General features: G+C 74.5%; 12 protein-coding genes. 8 read left to right on the forward strand and 4 right to left on the reverse strand.

The window, feature by feature from the left end:
- Positions 1–155 precede the first annotated feature (155 nt).
- Positions 156–386, reverse strand: a complete 231-nt coding sequence (locus ACFXHB_RS25905) for a hypothetical protein (protein ID WP_380577021.1) — start codon at positions 384–386, stop codon at positions 156–158.
- A 10-nt stretch (positions 387–396) separates the two neighbouring features.
- Positions 397–2,517, reverse strand: a complete 2,121-nt coding sequence (gene malQ / locus ACFXHB_RS25910; RefSeq protein ID WP_380577074.1) for a 4-alpha-glucanotransferase — start codon at positions 2,515–2,517, stop codon at positions 397–399.
- A 369-nt stretch (positions 2,518–2,886) separates the two neighbouring features.
- Here malQ and ACFXHB_RS25915 point away from each other — a divergent pair, with 369 nt between their 5' ends.
- Complete coding sequence (locus ACFXHB_RS25915; protein ID WP_380577022.1) at positions 2,887–6,870, forward strand: beta-N-acetylglucosaminidase domain-containing protein; 3,984 nt, start codon at positions 2,887–2,889, stop codon at positions 6,868–6,870.
- Between the two features lie 386 nt (positions 6,871–7,256).
- Here ACFXHB_RS25915 and ACFXHB_RS25920 read toward each other — a convergent pair whose 3' ends face one another.
- Positions 7,257–7,901, reverse strand: a complete 645-nt coding sequence (locus tag ACFXHB_RS25920) for an HNH endonuclease (protein WP_380577023.1) — start codon at positions 7,899–7,901, stop codon at positions 7,257–7,259.
- Between the two features lie 527 nt (positions 7,902–8,428).
- On the opposite strand from ACFXHB_RS25920, the gene ACFXHB_RS25925 reads away from it, so the two are divergent.
- The 7 genes from ACFXHB_RS25925 to ACFXHB_RS25955 all read left to right on the forward strand — a co-directional run bounded on the left by ACFXHB_RS25925 (position 8,429) and on the right by ACFXHB_RS25955 (position 17,009).
- The gene (locus ACFXHB_RS25925) at positions 8,429–9,649 is read left to right on the forward strand and encodes a mechanosensitive ion channel family protein (RefSeq protein WP_380577024.1); all 1,221 of its coding nucleotides are present in this window, start codon (positions 8,429–8,431) and stop codon (positions 9,647–9,649) included.
- A gap of 261 nt (positions 9,650–9,910) precedes the next feature.
- On the forward strand, positions 9,911–11,101 hold the full coding sequence (locus ACFXHB_RS25930) for an ROK family transcriptional regulator (RefSeq protein WP_380577025.1): 1,191 nt from the start codon (positions 9,911–9,913) through the stop codon (positions 11,099–11,101).
- A gap of 186 nt (positions 11,102–11,287) precedes the next feature.
- Positions 11,288–12,598: an ABC transporter substrate-binding protein gene (locus ACFXHB_RS25935; protein ID WP_380577026.1), complete on the forward strand. Its 1,311-nt coding sequence runs from the start codon at positions 11,288–11,290 to the stop codon at positions 12,596–12,598.
- Positions 12,599–12,621: 23 nt separating this feature from the next.
- Positions 12,622–13,620, forward strand: a complete 999-nt coding sequence (locus ACFXHB_RS25940; protein WP_380577027.1) for a carbohydrate ABC transporter permease — start codon at positions 12,622–12,624, stop codon at positions 13,618–13,620.
- A 21-nt stretch (positions 13,621–13,641) separates the two neighbouring features.
- On the forward strand, positions 13,642–14,562 hold the full coding sequence (locus ACFXHB_RS25945) for a carbohydrate ABC transporter permease (protein WP_380577028.1): 921 nt from the start codon (positions 13,642–13,644) through the stop codon (positions 14,560–14,562).
- Positions 14,563–14,570: 8 nt separating this feature from the next.
- On the forward strand, positions 14,571–15,851 hold the full coding sequence (locus tag ACFXHB_RS25950; RefSeq protein WP_380577075.1) for a 6-phospho-beta-glucosidase: 1,281 nt from the start codon (positions 14,571–14,573) through the stop codon (positions 15,849–15,851).
- A gap of 135 nt (positions 15,852–15,986) precedes the next feature.
- Positions 15,987–17,009, forward strand: a complete 1,023-nt coding sequence (locus tag ACFXHB_RS25955; RefSeq protein ID WP_380577029.1) for an N-acetylglucosamine kinase — start codon at positions 15,987–15,989, stop codon at positions 17,007–17,009.
- Between the two features lie 120 nt (positions 17,010–17,129).
- On the opposite strand, the gene ACFXHB_RS25960 is transcribed toward ACFXHB_RS25955, so the two are convergent.
- Positions 17,130–19,631, reverse strand: a complete 2,502-nt coding sequence (locus ACFXHB_RS25960; protein WP_380577030.1) for an NB-ARC domain-containing protein — start codon at positions 19,629–19,631, stop codon at positions 17,130–17,132.
- Positions 19,632–19,636: the final 5 nt, after the last annotated feature.

Genomic DNA, 19,636 nt, shown 5'->3' on the forward strand with positions numbered 1-19,636 from the left:
CCGGGGGGGGGGGGGGCCGGGGGGGTGGGCCAGTGTGCCGGTGGGGGCCCGGGGGCCGCCCCGGGCGCCCGGAGCGGCGCCAACGCCCGTGGGGGGGCGGCCCGTGGTCCGGCGCCCCCTCGGGCGTGCTACCAGGCTCGGGTGGAGGACCCCGGTTACTTCTTCTTGTCCTTGCTGCCGTACGGCAGCCCGGCCAGACCGGCGATGACCACGAAGGCCACGATCGGGATCAGCACGTACAGGCCGAGGGTCTGGGCCACGGTCAGGCCGCTGCCCGGGTCGTCGCCGTCGTCCCGGGAGTAGGCCATGGCGGGCGACGACAGCAGCATCATCAGCGTGACCGTTGCGGTGACCGCGCCGGCTCGCAAAGCGTTCCTCTTGTCCACGCTGCTCAACTTACCCGCCACTTACGCCGCCGCGCTCGGCGGGGTCGGCCTTTCGGGCCGCCGGCCCGGCGGCCCGCAGGAGTCCGGCCAGGGCCTGCGCGGCCGGGGTGGCGGCCAGCTCGTCCAGCGTCACCGGGCGGCCGGAACCGTCCGCGACCGGCAGCCTCCAGTTGGGGTACTGGTCCCAGGTGCCGGGCAGGTTCTGCGGGCGCGGGTCGCCCACCAGGTCGGGCAGCCAGATGCCGACCAGCTCGGCCGGGGTGGCCAGCAGGAAGCGGTACAGCGCCTGCGCCGAGAGCGGCTCGTCCTCGGCCAGCAGACCCAGCCGGGTCAGCTCGGCCCGCCAGTCCGCGAGCTCGGCCGCCGCCTGGGCCTGCTCCTCGTCGAGCGACCGGGCCAGCAGGCCGAGCCGGTGGCGCAGCTCGACGTGCTCACCCGAGAGCCGGGCGGCGGTGCTCGGCAGGTCATGGGTGGTCAGCGTGGCCAGGCTGCCGGGCCGCCAGCGCTCCGGGGCCAGGATCTCGCCCCCGGCCTGCCAGTCCCGCTCGAACCAGAGCACCGAGGTCCCCAGGACGCCGCGCGCCGCCAGCTCCTCGCGGACGCCCGGCTCCACGGTGCCCAGGTCCTCGCCGATCACCGCCGTGCCGGCCCGGTGCGCCTCCAGGGCGAGCACCCCCAGCATCGCCTCGGCGTCGTAGCGGACGTAGGCGCCCTCGGTCGGCGCGTGGCCGGCCGGCACCCACCAGAGCCGGAACAGGCCCATCACGTGGTCGATCCGGATCGCCCCCGCGTGCCGGGCCGCCGAGCGCAGCAGCTCCGCGAACGGGGCGTAGCCGGAGGCGGCCAGCGCGTCCGGACGCCAGGGCGGCAGGCCCCAGTCCTGGCCGTGGGCGTTGAAGGCGTCCGGCGGGGCGCCGACCGAGATGCCGCCGCCCAGTACGTCCTGGAGCGCCCAGGCGTCGGCGCCGTCCGGGTGGACGCCGACGGCGAGGTCGTGGATCAGACCGACGGCCATGCCCGCGGTGCGCGCGGCCTGCTGGGCCCCGGCGAGCTGCCGGTCGACCTGCCAGGCGAGCCACCGGTGGAACTCGACGCGGTCCGCGAGCTCCTCGGCGGCGAGGGCGACGTGCGGGCTGTCCGGGTGACGCAGGCCCTTCGGCCAGCTGTGCCAGTCGGCGCCGTGCGCCTCGGCGAGGGCGTTCCAGAGCGCGTACCGCTCCAGCCACTCGCCCTCGCCGCGCCGGTAGGCCGCGTAGGCGGCCCGGCCGCCCGCCCCGAGCGGCACCTCGTGCAGCAGCTCCAGGACCCGGCGCTTGAGCGCCCAGACGGCGTCCCGGTCGATCAGGCCGTCGTGGCCCAGCACCTCGGCGCGCAGCCGGGCGGCACGGCGGCCCAGCTCCTCGGCCTCGGCGCGCTGCTCGCCCGTCAGATAGCCGTAGGCGGGGACCGCCTCGACCCGCAGGTGCACCGGGTCGGCGAAACGGCGGGAGGAGGGACGGTAGGGGGACGGGTCGGAGGGGACGGTGGGCAGCGCGGTGTGCAGGGGGTTGATCTGCGCGAAGTCCGCGCCCAGACCGCCGGCCCACTGGGTCAGTTCCGTGAGGTCACCGAGGTCGCCCATGCCCCAGGACCGGTCGGACAGGACGGAGTAGAGCTGTGCGAGGAAGCCCCAGCCGCGGCCGGGCAGTCCCGGGAGCCGCTCCGGCGCGACGATCAGATGGGCGTCCTGCCGGGTGCCGTCGCTCTCCGCCCTGAGCCGGTGCCGCCCGAGCGGCAGGTCGGCGGGCAGCCAGTGCGAGTGCCCGCGCGGCAGCTCCCAGAGCCCGCCGCCCTCCAGCTCGACGGTCAGCCGCGCGTCCGCCGGCACGTCCAGCGCCGTCCGCCGGCCGGCCCGCACCACCACGCAGGGCGGCAACAGGCGTGCCCGCTGCTCGGCGCGGTGACGCTCCAGCGCCTGCCGGGCCTCCTCCGGCGTGCCGGCCGCCACCCCCAGCGCGGCCAGCACGGCGACCAGTGTCCGCGCGCCCACCGGCACGGCCCCGCCCCCCGGGTTGTCCCGGGTGTCCACCCCGTAGGCCTGGGCCAGCGCCACCAGCTCCGCCGGGGGAGGCGGCGCGTCCTGCGCGGGCACCTCCAGGCCGTCGGCTCCGTCACGGTCGAGATAAGCGGCCACGCGCGGCTCCTGCGATGTCTCGGCAACGCCCAGTCAGGACAGCCACAGTCCTACCCGCGTAACGGCCCGGTGACCCGGTGCGACACACGGCCGGGGCGGGTGCGCGCGCTCCGACGGGGCGTCACCCCGGCCCGCGCGGGCCGCCGGCGCCCGGGGCCGGGCCCGTTCGAGCACGGGGGAACCGGCGCGTGGGCGGGCTGGTTCCGGAGTCGGGCGATGAAACGACAAAGAGGACAAATTCTGCATACCCGTCGGCGACGTTGACACCGGCAGGGCCAACTGGTGGGCTTTGGCGCGATGTGGTCATTGCCTGGCGAGGAGGCTCCTGTGCAAGCCCGAGTGTCCGTCGCCGCAGGGCGGCGGTTGAGGCAGCAGCTGGAGCAGAGCCCGGCACTGCGTGACGTGTTGCAGCACCCGGCGGCGATCGCGGCGCGGCGGGCGACCGCGCGGACGTGCCGTCAGTTGGCCCCCAGGGCCGCGGACCGGCTGATCGCGGACCTCAAGGGCACGGAGCCGCTGCTGGCCTCGGTGCGGGCCGAACGCGCCGGGGTCCGGGCCGGGGCGCCGAGCCGGCGGACCCTGCAGGTCGCGGCGACGCTGTCGGCGGCCGCCGTGGTCGGCGGACTGCTGGTGAGCGGACCGGTCGCGTACGCGTACAACCCGGGGCCCGACGTGGTGAGCACCGCGTCGCAGACACCGCTGGGCAGTGTGAGCAACCCTCAGGTCTTCCCGCGCCCGCAGGAGCAGAGCGTGACCGGCAAGCCGGTCGCGGTACCCGCCGAGGTGACGCTGGTGACCGCGCCGAAGGCGGACCACGGCGCGGTGGACACCGTGCGCGAGGTGCTCGGCGTGGCCGGGGCCACCGCGGTGACGCCGCGGACGGAGGCCGGCACACCGGTCGCCGGGTCCCTGGTCGTGTACATCGGCGGTCCCGCCGAGGGCGCGGGCGGCGAGGTCGACCGGGCGCTGCGGGAGCTGACCGCGGCCGCCGGCGGCAAGGACGGCACCGCACCCTCCACCGCGGGGATGCCCGCCGGCGGATACGTGCTCTCCGCCGGCCAGCTGCCGGCCCCGGGCGGCGGGACGTACGGCGTGGTGGTGCTGGCCGGCGCCGACCAGGCGGGCAGCTTCTACGCGGCGCAGAGCATGCGCCAGCTGCTGGCCGCCGTGCCCGCCGGGCAGGGGCAGGCACCGGGCGCGGCCGGCCTCGGGCTGCCGGGGATCACGCTGCGCGACTGGCCCTCCGGCGCGCCGGTGCGCGGCACCGCGGAGGCGTTCTACGGCACCCCGTGGAACCAGCAGCAGCGCCTCGACCAGCTGGACTTCCTGGGCCGCTCCAAGCAGAACTTCTACCTCTACGCCCCGGGCGACGACCCGTACCGGCTCTCCCGCTGGCGCGACGCCTACCCGGCGGCCAAGGCGGCGGACCTGAAGGCGCTGGCCGCCCGGGCCGGGGCGAACCACGTGACGGCCGGCTACGCGATCGACCCCGGCCAGTCGCTCTGCTACAGCTCGGGCAAGGACGCGGACGCGCTGGTCGCCAAGCTGGACGGACTGCGGGCCCTCGGCTTCACCGCGTTCCAGTTGCAGTTCCTCGACGTCTCCTACGACGAGTGGCACTGCGGCGACGACCGGGCCAAGTACGGCACCGGGCCGGCCGCCGCCGCCAAGGCGCAGGCCGAGCTGGTGGCCAAGGTGCAGGACCGGCTGATCGCGAAGAACCCGGGGCTGGCGCCGCTCTCCGTGGTGCCCACCGAGTACCACCAGCAGGGCGCCACCCCGTACCGCACCGCGCTCGCGGCGGCACTGCCGGCCGGCGTGCAGGTGGCCTGGAGCGGGGTCGGGGTGATCCCCGAGAAGATCACGGGCACTCAGGCCGCCGAGACCGCCGGCCTCTACGGGCACCCGCTGGTCACCATGGACAACTACCCGGTGAACGACGCCAACCCGGACCGGCTCTTCCTCGGCGCCTACACCGGGCGCGACACGGAGGTCGCCACCCGGTCGGCCGTCATGCTCACCGGCGCGATGCAGCAGCCGACGGCCTCGCGGATCGCGCTCGCCACCGCCGGGGACTTCGCCTGGAACCCCGGCGGGTACAAGCCGGAGGACTCCTGGCAGGCCGCCCTGCGCTCGCTGGCGGGCCCGGCCGGCGCCACCGCCGCCCCGGCCGGGGCGGTCCTGGCGTCCGTCACCGCACTGGCCGGCAACAGCTCCTCCTCACCGCTGTCCAAGCAGGAGTCCGGCTACCTCGCCCCGCTGCTGGAGCGGTTCTGGGCGACCGCCGAACCGAACGCCGGGGCGGCGCCCGACCTCGCCAAGCTGATAGAGGCGGCGGCCCCGCTGCGGGAGTCCTTCGCCGCGATGGCGGGGGCCCAGCAGACCCTCACCGCCACCCCGGCCACCGCGGCACTGGCCGCCGAGGCCGGGCCCTGGCTGGCCCCGTTGCGCGACTACGGCCTCGCCGGCCAGGCCGCGCTCGACATGCTGCTGGCCCAGCGCGGCGGCGACGGCGCGGCGGCCTGGCGGGCCCGGGTCGAGCTCAACAAGCTGCGCGAGCAGCTCGGCCAGAGCCCGGCGACGGTCGGCGCGGGCGTGCTCGGCCCGTTCCTGGAACGCGCCGTGCGGGCCGCCGACAGCTGGGCCGGCGTGGTCGGCGGCGGAGCCGCCCCCACCACCACCATGGGCACCGCCCACGACCACCTGCCCGCGCTGATGACCGACGGCGTGGCCGACACCTTCTACTGGAGCTCGGCGCCCCCGCAGCCCGGCGACTCGGTCGGCCTGGACCTCGGCGGCGGCCGCCCGGTGGGCAGCGTCACCGTGCTGATGGGCTCCTGGGGCAGCGGCCCGGACGGCACGAGCGCACTCGACGACTACATCCGCGACGGCGTGCTGGAGTACTCCACCGGCGAGGGCGGCTGGAAGCAGCTCGCCCAGGTGAGGAACCAGCGCAGCGTCACCGCCCAGCTGCCCGCCGGGACGGTCGTCCGGGCGGTACGGCTGCGGGCCACCGCCGTCCAGAAGACCGCCGTGGCGGTCCGCGAGTTCAGCGTGACCGCGCCGGACGAGGCCCCGGCCAGCGTCACCGGCGGCCCGGCCGCGCTGCCCGGCGCCTCGGCGGGCGCCGTGCTGGACGGCAACCCGGACACCGCCTACCGGGCGGCCACCGCGCCGACCGTCGCGGACGAGCCGCTCACCGTCGAGCTGGGCACGGCCCGGCCGCTGGACCGGCTGACCGTCCTCACCGACCCGACCGTCCGGGCCTCCGCCACCGTCTCGGTGCGGCGCGCGGACGGCACCTGGGCGGAGATCGGCACCGTCCAGCCCGGCTACAACGAGCTGCCGGCCGGCGGCCAGAGCGCGGACGCGTTCCGGCTGGCCTGGAAGCCCGGCGGCGAGCCGCCGGTCGTCAACCAGGTGATCCCCTGGTACGCGGACGCCCCGGCCGCCCGGCTCAGCCTGGCCGACGCCGCGCTGGACGTGGTGACCGGCGCGACCGCGCCCGTACAGGCCCGGGCGATGGTCGAGGCCGGCCGGCCGGAAGGCACCGTCGGCGAGCTGCGCACCGAGGTACCCGCCGTGGCCAAGGGCCTGACCGTGGCACCGGCCTCCGGGGTGAGCGTGCCGCGCGGCGGCCGGGTGGGCGTGCCGCTGCTGGTCAGCGCCGCGCCGGGAACGCCGTCCGGCACCTACCAGGTACCGGTGCTGTTCGTGACCGGTCCGACCACCGTGCGCCAGGTGCTCCAGGTGCACGTGGTGCCGCCGACCGGCGGGCCGGACCTCGCCACCACCGCGAAGGCCGCCTCCTCGGCCGACGAGACCTCCTCCTTCCCCGCCTCGGCGGTAGCCGACGGGGACCCGAAGAGCCGCTGGTCCTCCCCCGCCAAGGACGACGCCTGGGTGCAGCTGGAGCTGCCGAAGGCCGCCCACCTCGGCTCGGCCGTGCTGCACTGGCAGGCCGCGTACGCCTCCTCGTACAAGATCCAGACCTCGGCGGACGGCATCGCCTGGACGACGGTGGCGACCGTGGACGACGGCAAGGGCGGCAACGAGACGGTGCGGTTCGACGCGCCGGGCGCGAAGTTCCTGCGGGTCCAGGGCGTCGCCCGGGCCACCAAGTACGGCTACTCGCTCTGGGGCGTGGAGCTGTACGCCGTCGCCGACCCGTCGGCCCCGGTGACCGAGCAACCGGTCACGACACCGGGCACGACGGTGGTACCGCCCACCACCACGACGCCGCCGCCGGGCACCACACCGGCCACCACCCCGCCGGGGACACCCTCGGGAGCACCGTCGCAGAAGCCCTAGCGACCCGGAGGACCCACGAAAGACGGGCGGGGGGACACACCCCCGCCCCGAGCCACCGTGACCGGGCACCCCGGCGTCCGAACCCCGACCCGGAGGTCTGAAGCCCCGACCATCGAGGTCCGAACCCCGGCCCCGGCCGAACGCGCCCCGAGCCGAAGGGCCGCGCCGGTGCCGAAAGGAAGAAGCGAGGACGACGCGAGGAACGAGCGGCGCCCGGAGCGCCGACCGTCGGCACCGGACCGAAGCGGCCCGGAGGCGAGCGGGCGAAGATACAGCGGCGAGCGGGCGACGATACAGCGGCGGGCCGCCGTGCGCCCCGATGCGGGGTGCGCGGCGGCCCATGAGGCGTACCGAAGATATGACGGGCAAGCCCTTGTGGAGCGGGGTCAGGCGGAGAGCGGTTCGGGCTGCTCACCGCGGCGGGCGGGGGCGGAGTGGGCGGAGTGCGCCCGGCCGAGCGGCAGCGGATGCGCGCCCTCGGTATGGTCGTGGTGTTCGTACTCGGCCCACTGCGGGGCGTGCAGCTGGTCACCACCTCCGTAGGGCTCCAGGTAGGGCCGCCAGCGCGGGTCCTTGATCCCGGTGCCGATGATGCGCCAGGCCAGGCCGCTGGGCGGGGCCGGTGGCCGCTTCATCCGCCAGCCGAGTTCGGTGAGGTGACGGTCGGCCTTGGTGTGGTTGCAGCGGCGGCAGGCTGCCACCACGTTGTCCCACCGGTGCTGGCCGCCCCGGCTGCGCGGGATGACGTGGTCGACGCTGGTGGCGGCGGCCCCGCAGTAGACGCAGCGGCCGTGGTCGCGGGCGAACAGCGCCCGGCGGGTGAGCGGGACGGGCCCGCAGAACGGGACCCGGACGAAGCGGGTCAGTCGGACGACGGACGGCGCCGGAAGGGCGCTGGTGGCGCTGTGCAGAGTGACTCCCGAATCCTCCAGGCTGACCGCCTTGTGGTTGAGGACCAGGATGAGTGCGCGGCGCATCGATACGACGCCGAGCGGCTCGTAGGACGCGTTGAGGACCAGGACATGCGGCACGGATGCCTCCTTGGACGCCTGCGGCGCGTGGCTCGCGCCGGGACGAGCGGTTCGACCACGCAACGGGTGCGTGATCTCCCCCAGTGTCGCCTTACGCCTTTGTACGGCGCCACCACTCCTGTGTAACGGAGCTGATGTGAACTCCGGGTGTGGGTTCTGTCATACCCGATATGCCCGGGCGAAGGACGGGTTGCACCCGGGTGCCCTCCCGGGGGACGGCTCGTCCGGTCGGAGCAGCGCGGTGGCGGGCACCGCCCGGTGCCGTCGGAGGCCCGATCAGAGGCCGGTCGGGGGCGGATCGGCGGGCCGATCGGGGGCGTGCCGGGGCGTTGACGGGGCGTCCGGGCGGCGGCCACACGCCCCGGGGCGGCTGCTCCGGGGCCGCCCGGCGGCCGCCCGGCGTGTCCGGGGCGCGGTCCGGCGGCGGATAGGCTAAGACGGACGGTCCGCAGGCCCAGGGTGTGCCTCCGCGGTGTGCCTCCGCGTCGGCGGGCTGTGCCACGACCCCTGCAGGAAGGTCCCCGCACGTGTTCAGGTCCGGTGCCGCCGGTTTCCTCGCCGACGCGTCCACGACGCTCTCGTCCACGCCGCCGAGCCCGTCCCCGAGCCCCACGGCCCCGCAGCTGCCGCAGTTCGACCTCAGAATCCCGACCAGCGCGCAGGAGGTCAGCGACACCACCAAGCAGGCGGCCGGCTGGTTCGACTCGCACTGGCAGGACTGGCTGGCGAGCGGAGTGCGGATCGTCTTCATCATCGTGCTGGCGCTGGTGCTGCGGGCCGTGGTGCGCAAGCTGATCACCCAGCTGATAGCGCGGATGATCAAGTCGAACGAGACCGACGACGAGCCCGGCCGGCTCGGCGGGCTGCTGGCCAACACCGGGGTGGTCAACCCCGAGCGCCGGCAGCAGCGGTCCGAGGCGATCGGCTCGGTGCTGCGCAGCGTCGCCTCGTTCAGCATCCTGGGGACGGCCGCGCTGATGGTCCTCTCGGCGCTCGGGGTGAACCTGGCGCCGCTGCTGGCGAGCGCCGGTGTGGCCGGTGTGGCGATCGGTTTCGGTGCCCGCAACCTGGTCACGGACTTCCTCTCCGGGGTCTTCATGATCATGGAGGACCAGTACGGCGTCGGCGACGAGATCGACACCGGGGTGGCGACCGGCACGGTGCTGGAGGTCGGCCTGCGGGTCACCAAGCTGCGTGGCGCGGGCGGCGAGATCTGGTACATCCGCAACGGCGAGGTGAAGCGGATCGCCAATATGAGCCAGGGCTGGTCGACCGCCTCGGTGGACGTCCAGGTCGGCTACAAGGAGGACCTGGCCCGGGTCGAGGCGCTGATCCAGGAGACCGCCGAGGCGATGGCCAAGGAGGCGCCGTTCGACGAGCTGGTCTGGGCGCCGGTCTCGATCCTGGGCGTGGAGTCGGTCGCGGTGGACTCGGTGGTGCTGCGGGTCGAGGCCCGCACGGCCCCGGGGAAGGCGCTGTCGGTCGCCCGGGCGTTGCGGCACCGGCTGAAGACCGCCTTCGACCAGGCCGGGATCAAGGTCAAGGAGGAGGCCCCGCTCGCCGCCGGAGCCGCCGGAGCCGCCGCCGCGGCCCCCATCGGGGTGGTGCTGACCACCGGCCCGACGACGGCGCCCACCGACGCCGCCCCGCCGTCCGCGCTGGCCGACCCCACCTCGCCGCGCTACCTCGCGACGGCGCCGATACCGGCTCCGGTGAAGCCGGCCGACGACATCTCCAAGGCGCCCTGACCGGCCCGCCGGCCGCCGCCGAGCGCCCACCCGCCGCGCACCGGACACGCGAACCGGACGAAAGCCCCGTCTCCCGGACATCGGGAGGCGGGGCTTCGCGCTGGCCGGTAACGCTTCGGCATCCACCGTCGGAAGGACCATTGACACCCTCCTGACGTGGACCGTACGGTCCTGTCCAAGCGACTGGAAAGTTTCCTAACAGTTCGCCCGGAGCCCACCCCACGTCCGTCGTGACGTGCCGGGAAGAGGAGGATCGACGCCGTGACCAGAACGCCCGCCAAGGCCCCCCTCGCCGGCACTCCCAGCCTGCTGCGCGCCATCAACGACCGCGCGGCCCTCGAACTGCTGCTGGAGAACGGCCCGCTCTCCCGCACCCAGATCGGCACCCTGACCGGCCTGTCCAAGCCCACCGCCTCCCAGCTGCTGGCCCGCCTGGAGGCCGCCGGGCTCGTCCTCCCGGTCGGTACCACCGCCGGCGGGCCGGGCCCCAACGCCCAGCTGTACCAAGTGAATCCGGCCGCCGGCTACGTGGCCGGCCTGGACGTCACCACCAGCCACGCCCGGATCGCGATCGCCGACATCACCGGCGTCAAGCTGGCCGAGCACGTGGTGCCCACCAAGGGCTGGACCGCCGCCGAGACCGTCACCCGGGTCGCCGCCGCCGTCGCCGAGGCGGTCCGGGCCGCCGGGCTCCCCGAGAACGGCCTGCACACGGTGGCGATCGGCGTCGGCGGCGCGCCCGACCCCGTCACCGGCAAGCTCCGCTACGCCTCCCACCTGCCCGGCTGGCACTCCCCGCGGCTGACGCGGGAGCTCTCCGAGGCGATCGGCGCGCCGGTGTCGATCGAGAACGACGTGAACCTGGCCGCCGTCGCCGAACAGGCCTCCGGCGCGGCCCGCGGGTTCGAGGACTTCGTCCTGCTCTGGGCCGGGGAGGGCACCGGCGCGGCGATCGTGATCGCCGGCCGGCTGCACCGCGGCTTCACCGGTGGCGCCGGGGAGGTCGGCTACATGCCCGTCCCCGGTTCACCGGTCGTGCGGGACGTGCGCCGCCGCAACTCCGGCGGGTTCCAGGAGCTGGTCGGCGCACCCGCCGTCCGGGTGCTGGCCAAGGAGTACGGGCTCGGCGCGCCCACCGCGGAGGAGTCGCTCGCCAAGGCCCTGGAGACCCCGGGTGCCGGTGACGAGTTCCTCACCGCCCTGGCCGGCCGGCTCGCCGTCGGACTGGCCGTGATCGTCGCCGTCGTGGACCCCCAGCTCGTGGTGGTCTCCGGCGGCGTGCCGAGCGCGGGCGGCGAACGGCTGCGCGCACTCGTCGAAGAGGAACTGGCCCGGATCTCGATCGCCCGGCCCGAGGTGCGCAGCAGCGCCCTGCCAGGCTCACCCGTCCTGCTCGGCGCACTGCAACGCGCCCTGGCAGCCGCTCGCGAGGCGGTCTTCTCCACGCACTGAAGCCCGCCCGCCGCGACCGCACCACCCCACGGACAGCTCCCACCCGCACCAACGCCCGCCCCTGCACACCTCTCCCCCAACCCCCCAACGCGGGACCCGAGGCAATGACGCCTGCCCGCGCACCCCCAGGAGGATCTCGAAGTGCACTCCACCACCTCCCGCAGAAGCCGCCGGACAGTCGCCGCCGTGACCGGCGGCGCCGTGCTGGCCCTGCTCGCCACCGCCTGCACCGGCACCAACGACGCCGGCGGCAAGGACGACTCGGCCACCGGCGGCGACGTCACCATCACCTTCTGGCACGGTTGGAGCCAGGACTCCGAGGTGAAGGCGATCGACGCCAACATCGCCGCCTTCGAGAAGGCCCACCCGAACATCCACGTCAAGGCCGTCGGCAACATCGCCGACGACAAGGTCAACCAGGCCCTGCGGGCCGGCGGCGACTCCGCCCCGGACGTGGTCTCCTCCTTCACCACCAACAACGTCGGCATGTTCTGCTCGACCAAGGCCTTCGCCGACCTCAAGCCCTTCCTGGAGAAGGACAAGATCGACGCCGCGAAGACCTTCCCGGCCGCGATGCTCAACTACACGCAGTACCAGGGCAACCAGTGTTCGCTGCCGCTGCTCGGTGACGCGTTCGGTCTGTACTACAACAAGAAGGCCTTCGCCGACGCCGGCATCACCAGCGCGCCGAAGACCTTCAGCGAGTTCGCCGAGGCGGCCACCAAGCTGACCGTCCCCGACGGCGACGGCTTCAAGCAGCTCGGCTTCATGCCGCTGTACCACGGCTACGAGTCGACCACCGAGCACTTCCTCGGCCAGTGGGGCCCGAGCTACTTCGACGGCTCCGGCAAGTCGAACCTCGCCACCGACCCCAAGGTCGCCTCGATGCTGACCTGGCAGAAGGGCCTGGTCGACAAGCTCGGCGGCTACGACAAGCTCGACAAGTTCCGCTCCACCTTCGGCGAGGAGTTCAGCGCCAAGAACCCGTTCCACACCGGCCAGGTCGCGATGGCCATAGACGGTGAGTGGCGCACCGCCGCGCTCGCCGAGAACAAGCCCGACTTCGAGTGGGCCACCGCGCCGTTCCCGGTGCCGGACGACCAGGTCGCCACCTACGGCCGCGGCTACCAGACCGGCACCATCGTCGGCATCGCCAGCAGCAGCAAGAAGCAGGCCGCCGCCTGGGAGCTGGTCAAGTACCTGACCACCGACACCGACGCCGTGGTCAGCTTCGCCAACGCGATCCACAACGTGCCGAGCACCTTCGACGCGCTCAACTCGCCGAAGCTGATCAGCGACGAGAACTTCAAGACCTTCCTGGACATCGCCAAGAACCAGTACTCCGGCACCACCCCGCCGACCGTCAACGGCGGCGCCTACATCGTCTCGCTGCAGAACCTCGGCTACGCCTACGAGTCCGGCCAGCAGAAGGACCTCCCGGCGGGCCTCACGGCCACCGCCAAGGAGATCGACGCCGCCATCGCCCAGGCCAAGTAGCCCGGCGCCACCTCGGAGCTCCCATGTCACTCGCGTTCGGCACCCGCAAGGGCACCGGATCGACCGACCCGGCGGCGCCCTCCACGCAGCACCTGCTGCGCCGGAAGCGCCGCCGGGAGGCGGCCCGCACCCTCGCCTTCCTCTCCCCCTGGCTGATCGGGTTCAGCGTCTTCTTCCTGTACCCGCTGATCTCCACCGTCTACTTCAGCTTCATGAAGTACAACGGCTTCAGCGCCCCCACCTTCAGCGGCCTGAAGAACTGGGACTACGTCTTCAACGACTACCCGTCCTTCTGGAAGGGCCTGCGCAACACCCTCTGGCTCGTCGTCGTCATGGTGTCGTTGCGGGTGACCTTCGGCCTCGGCATCGGGCTGCTCATCACCAAGGTCAAGACCGGCGTCGGCTTCTTCCGCACCGTGTTCTACCTGCCGTACCTGGCACCGCCGGTGGCCGCCACCGTCTCGTTCGCCTTCCTGCTCAACCCCGGCACCGGACCGGTGAACCACTTCCTCGGCGAGATCGGCCTGCCCCAGCCCGGCTGGTTCGCCGACCCGGCCTGGTCGAAGCCCGCGCTCACCATGCTCGCCATGTGGGGCATCGGCGACCTGATGGTCATCTTCATGGCGTCCCTGCTGGACGTCCCGAAGGAGCAGTACGAGGCCGCCGAGCTCGACGGCGCCGGCCCGCTCCAGCGGTTCCGGTACGTGACCCTGCCGAACATCTCGCCGATCATCATGTTCTCGGTGGTCACCGGGGTCATCCAGACCATGCAGTACTACACCCAGGCGATCGTCGCCGGGAAGGTCGCCGGCGGCATCGCCGGCAACTCCGGGCAGCAGTTCGAGCCCGGCTACCCGCAGGGCTCCACCTGGACCCTGCCGCAGATGGTCTACAACCTCGGCTTCCAGCGCTTCAACTACGGCGCGGCGTGCGTCGTCGCCCTGGTGCTGTTCGCCATCTCGATGGCCGTCACCTCGCTCCTGCTGCGCCGCAAGTCCGGCTTCATGGCGAACGACGACTAGCGGACCAGTGAGGACACGATCATGACTCTCAGCACCACGCTCTCCAAGGCCCCCGCGGGCACGTCCGGCGTCACCGGGTCCGGGCGGCCCGGCTCCGCCGCCGCGCGGGCCGCCCGCCGCCGCGCCGTGCTCAACTGGGTGGCCGTCCACTCGCTGGCCATCGCCGCCACGCTGTTCTTCCTGCTGCCGTTCGTCTTCGCCTTCCTCACCTCGGTGATGACGGACAACCAGGCGCTCACCACCGACTACTGGCCCACCTCCTGGGAGTGGGGCAACTACGCCAAGGTCTGGGACACCCCCGGGTTCCTCACCTGGTGGCGCAACACCCTGCTGTACGCCGGCCTCGGCACCGTGCTGACCATCGTGTCCAGCCTCCCGGTGGCCTACGCGCTCGCCAAGTTCCGCTTCCGGGGCCGCAACCTGGCCCTGATGGCCGTCATCGCGATGATGATGCTGCCGCCGCAGGTCACCGTCATCCCGATGTACCTGTTCTGGTCGAAGCAGATGGGCCTCTCCGGCTCGCTCTGGCCGCTGATCATCCCGATGGCCTTCGGTGACGCGTTCTCGATCTTCCTGCTGCGCCAGTTCCTGATGACCATCCCCAAGGAGTACATCGAGGCGGCCCGGATCGACGGCTGCGGCGACCTGCGCACCCTGCTGAAGGTCGTGCTGCCGATGGCCAAGCCGGCCATCGCCGCCGTCGCGCTGTTCCAGTTCTTCTACGCCTGGAACGACTACTTCGGCCCGCAGATCTACGCCAGCGAGAACCCGGGCGCCTGGACCCTCTCCTACGGTCTGGAGTCCTTCAAGGGCGCCCACCACACCAACTGGAACCTCACCATGGCCGCCACCCTGCTGGTGATGGCGCCGGTGATCATCCTCTTCTTCTTCGCACAGAAGGCCTTCATCGAAGGCGTGACACTGACAGGGGTCAAGGGCTGATGTCCGCACTGAAGTTGGCCATCGTGGGTGGCGGTTCGACGTACACCCCCGAGCTCATCGACGGGTTCGCCCGGCTGCGCGACAGCCTGCCGATCGCCGAACTCGTCCTGATCGACCCGGCCGCCGACCGGTTGGAGCTGATCGGCGGGCTGGCCCGGCGGATCTTCGCCAAGCAGGGGCACGGCGCCGTCGTCACCACCACGACCGACGTCGAGGCGGGCGTCGCCGACGCCGACGCGGTGCTGCTGCAGCTGCGGGTCGGCGGGCAGGCGGCCCGCAACCAGGACGAGACCTGGCCGCTGGAGTGCGGCTGCGTCGGCCAGGAGACCACCGGGGCGGGCGGCCTGGCCAAGGCCCTGCGCACCGTGCCGGTGGTGCTGGACATCGCCGAGAAGGTCCGCCGCACCAACCCGGACGCGTGGATCGTCGACTTCACCAACCCGGTCGGCATCGTGACCCGGGCGCTGCAGAACGCCGGCCACAAGGCCGTCGGCCTGTGCAACGTCGCGATCGGCTTCCAGCGGCGCTTCGCCGGACACCTCGGCGTCGACCCGGAGCTGATCCGCCTCGACCACGTCGGTCTGAACCACCTCACCTGGGAGCGCGGCGTCACCCTGCTCGACGCCCCGGGCGCGGCCACCGGGCGCGAGGTGCTGCCGGAGCTGCTCACCGGCTTCGGCAAGGAGATCTCCGAGGACCTCCGGCTGCCGCGACGCGTCGTCGAGCGCCTCGGCGTGGTGCCCTCCTACTACCTGCGCTACTTCTACCAGCACGACCTGGTCGTGGAGGAGCTCAAGGTCAAGGGCTCCCGGGCGGCCGAGGTCACCGAGATCGAGCGGCAACTGCTGGAGATGTACGCCGACCCGACCCTGGACACCAAGCCGGAGCTGCTCGGCCAACGCGGCGGCGCGTTCTACTCCGAAGCCGCCGTCCAGCTGATCGCCGCCCTGCTGGGCACCGGCGGCGGGACGTCGGTGCAGGTGGTGAACGCCCGCAACAACGGCGTCCTGCCCTTCCTGCCCGACGACGCCGTGATCGAGGTGCCGGCCGAGGTGGACGCCGCCGGCGTGCGCCCGCTGCCGCAGCGCCCCGTCGAGCCGCTGTACGCCGGGCTGATCGCCTCGGTGACCTCGTACGAGCAGCTCGCCCTCGACGCCGCCCTGCGCGGCGGCCGCGACCGGGTCTTCGACGCCCTGCTCGCCCACCCGCTGGTCGGCCAGATCGAACTCGCCGACCAGCTGACGGACCGGCTGCTCGCGCACAACCGCGAGCACCTCGCCTGGGCCTGACGTGCCCCTTCCGTCCGGCCCGCGCCGCCGGCCGTCGGCCCTGCCGACCGTGCCGACGGCGGGCCGGGCCGCGAGGAGACCGACCACCCCCGGCCGGGGACAACGGCCGGGCCACGCACGAGCCGCGGGGACCTCATGACCCACCAGCCCGAACCACTCCTGCCCGGCGTTCTCGCCATCGACGCGGGCAACTCCAAGACCGACGTCGCCCTGATCGGCGTCGACGGCACCGTGCACGGCTCCGCCCGGGGCGGCGGCTTCGCACCGCAGAAGATCGGCGGCGCGGCGGCCGTCGCCGGCCTCGCGCCGCTGGTCGAGGAGGCGGCCGCCGCTGCCGGGCTGTCGTTCCGCAGCGGCGTCCTGACCACCCACGTCAGCGCCTGTCTCGCCAACGCCGACCTCCCGGTGGAGGAGGCCGCGCTGCGCACCGCGCTGGAGACCCACCCCTGGGGCGTCACCAGCTCCGTCGTCAACGACACCTTCGGCCTGCTGCGGGCCGGCACCGACGGCCCGCGCGGCATCGCCGTCGTCTGCGGCGCCGGCATCAACTGCGTGGGGCTGCTGCCCGACGGCCGCACCGCCCGGTTCCCCGCCCTCGGCGAGCTGACCGGCGACTGGGGCGGCGGCAGCGGCCTCGCCACCAGCAGCATGTGGCACGCCGTCCGCGCCGAGGACGGCCGCGGCGGCCCGACCGCGCTCGCCCGCGCCATCGCCGAGCACTTCGGCCTGCCGAGCACCATCGCCGTCGCCGAGGCCATCCACCTCGGGCAGCTGCCCCACGCGCGGCTGCACGAGATCGTCCGGGTGCTGTTCGCGGTGGCGGACACCGGCGACCGGGTCGCCCTGGAGCTGATAGACCGGCAGGCCGACGAGATCACCCGGCTCGCCGTCGTCGCGCTGCGCCGGCTGGACCTGCTGGACGAGCCCACCCCGCTGGTGCTGGGCGGCGGTGTGCTCGCCTCCCGGCAGCCGCTGCTGCTCGACAACCTGACGGCACGCCTGGCCGCGGCGGCGCCGCTGGCCGAGCCGCGGATCGTGGTGGCACCGCCGGTGCTGGGCGCCGCGCTGCTGGGCCTCGACCACCTCGACGCCGGGCCGGCCGCCCAGGCGCGGGTGCGCGAGGCGTACGGCGACCCGGCCCGGCCGGTGGCGGCGTAACGCCCGACTGCCCGGCCGCTCCCCCGAGTTCCGCCCCCGACAGGTCCGCACACCCGTCGGGGGCGGTCACGTCCGGGGCAGGCGCGGCGAAGGCCCCGGGGCGGCCGCGGCCCGCTCCGGTCAAGCCCCGAAGGGCGGTGCGCCACCGCCGCCGTCCCACACCGCCGCCGCACCACCGCGCCGGTCCGCCGCGCCGCCCGGGGCACCGGGATCGGCGGGGCGGGGAGATCCGGGGTCACCGGCGGCACCCGGTCCCGGGTCGCCCGGTCCGGGCCGGGCCGGTGCCCCTCCCGGTCCGCCGAGCCACCGGTCGACGCTCTCGTGGATCAGCGCGAGGTACTCGTGCTCCGGATCGAGCGCGCCGAGCGCGTCGTCGAGCAGCCCCCGGCAGACCTCGGCCGCGCCGGTGCGGTCGCCGGCCGCGCCCAGCCAGTCCGCCAGGCTCGCCCGGGCGACCAGGGTGTGCGGGTGGTCGTGGTCGTAGTCGGCCGCGCGGTCCGCCAGCAGCGCCCGCAGCTCCGCCACCGCCCGCACCGGATCGCCCGCCCGGCCGCGCAGGTTGGCGAGGTTGGCGCGGGCCAGCAGCACCGTGGGGTGGTCCGGGCCGAAGCCGGCGGGCAGCCCGCCGAGCAGCTCCTCCAGGGCTTCCGCCCCGCCCGCCGGATCGCCGGCCGCGCTGCGCCAGACGGCGAGGTTGTTGCGGGCGGTGAGGAGGAAGAGGTCGCCGGGGTCGAGCGCGCGCCGCGCGTCCGCCAGGATCGCGGCGAACTCCTCGGCGGCCGCCGCCGGATCGCCGTCCCGGCCCCGCCAGGCGGCGAGGTCGCCGCGACAGGCCAGGGTCTCCGCCGCGTCCGGCCCCTGCACCCGGACCAGGACCGGCAGCAGGGCGCCGAGCAGCTCGACCGCGGCCGCGCGGTCGCCCGCCCGGCCGCGCGCGTTGGCGGCCTCGCCGGCCAGGATCAGGGTCGCGCGGTGCTCGGGCCCGACCCGCTCCTCGGCCTCCCGCCGCACGTCCTCGAAGTACCCGGCGGCCGCGATCACCCGGCCGCTCTGGGTGAGGCTCGTCCCGGCGCGCTGCAGCACGGAGGCCGACGCCGCCTGGGGATCGGCCCAGAGCGCCCCGCCGGCGTTGGCCCGCAGCACGGCGGTGTTGGCCCGCAGGGCATGGGCCAGCGCCTGGTCGTGGTCGGTCACCGGCCAGGCCGCCTGCAGTGCCCCGGCCACCAGCCGGGCGAACGCCGCGCGGCTCTTCGCGGCCGCCGGCAGGGTGTCATGGGCCAGGTGCTGGGTGAGCGCGTGCACCCTCAGCACGGCGAACTCCCGGCCGTCGGCGGGCGGGAGGAACTCGGCGAGGCCGAACCGGTGCAGCACCTCCAGGACGGCGAGGGCGGCGTCCGCGTCGGGCAGGGCGACCCCGTGCGCCGGCAGCGTCCGCACCAGCCCGTCGTACTCCGCCGTGTCGAACAGCCGGCCGTACCAGCCGAACAGGGCCTTCGGTCCGGGGAGCTTCGACACCAGGACCCGGCGCCCCAGGTGGGCCCGCGCGGGCTCGCCGGTGAGCACCCCCACCGGGATGCCGCCGGGGTCGAGCAGCGCCGCGAGCTGGAGCATCGGGGTGGCCAGACCGCCGGTGTGCCGGTCCGCCCGGGCCAGCGAGACGCCGAGGACGGCCGGGAGCGGGGCCCGCTGGTCGTCGGGCAGCGCGCCGTCGGACGGGGTGAGGCCGGTGAGCGGGTGCCGGCCGCTCAGCATGGACCGGTAGGTGGCCGGGAGCATCCGCGTCTCGTCGAGGTAGGCGGCGGCCTGGGCGAGCGCGAGCGGGAGGTGGCCGAGTTCGGCGGCGAGCCCGGCCGCCTCCTCCGGGGCGACGGCGGGCAGGCGCTCCGCGAGGTAGGCGACGGACTGCGCCTCGGTGAAGAGGCCGACGTCGACCAGGCGTCGGCCGCGGGCCGCCAGCGGCCGGTCGCGGCGACGGGTGGTGGCCACGGTGCGGCCGTACGCGGTGTCCGGCGGCCACAGCTCGCGCAGGTCGGCCGGGTCGGTCAGGTCGTCGAGGACGACGAGCCAGCGCCGGTCGGTGGAGTCGAGCCAGGCCAGCAGGCGTTCGGGGGCCGGTTCGAGGTCCTGCCGGTCCGCCAGGCCGATCTCCAGCGCGGCCCGGGTGTAGGACTGCCGCACCGCCTCCCGGTCGGTGGCGGCCGTCCAGACGACGAGGTCGAGCCCGCCGGAGCGCAGCAGGCTCCGGGCGTGCCGGGCGGCGATCTGGGTCTTGCCGACGCCGCCCATCCCGGACAGCACGGTCGTCCCGGCCGGGGTGTCGGCCAGCTCCCGGACGAGCCCGCGGGACTGGAAGGCGTCCGCGACGTTCGGGATCATGCCGACCCGGCACGGCCAGCGCGGTTCGGTGATCCGCAGCCGCACCTGCTCGGCCTGGACCAGCAGGCCGTTGACGGTCCCCCCGGTCATCGCGTTGCGCACCCGCGCGGACGGAGCCGCCGACGGCTCGGGGGCCACCGACGGCTGGGAGGCCACCGCCTGCTGGGAGGCCAGCGACGGCTCGGGGGCCATGGGCGGCTCGGGGGCGCCCGCCGACGACCGGGCGGGCTGGGAGGAAGGCGCCATGGCAG

The sequence above is a fragment of the Kitasatospora sp. NPDC059327 genome, from assembly GCF_042752535.1.
In the GTDB taxonomy this organism is placed as follows: domain Bacteria; phylum Actinomycetota; class Actinomycetes; order Streptomycetales; family Streptomycetaceae; genus Kitasatospora.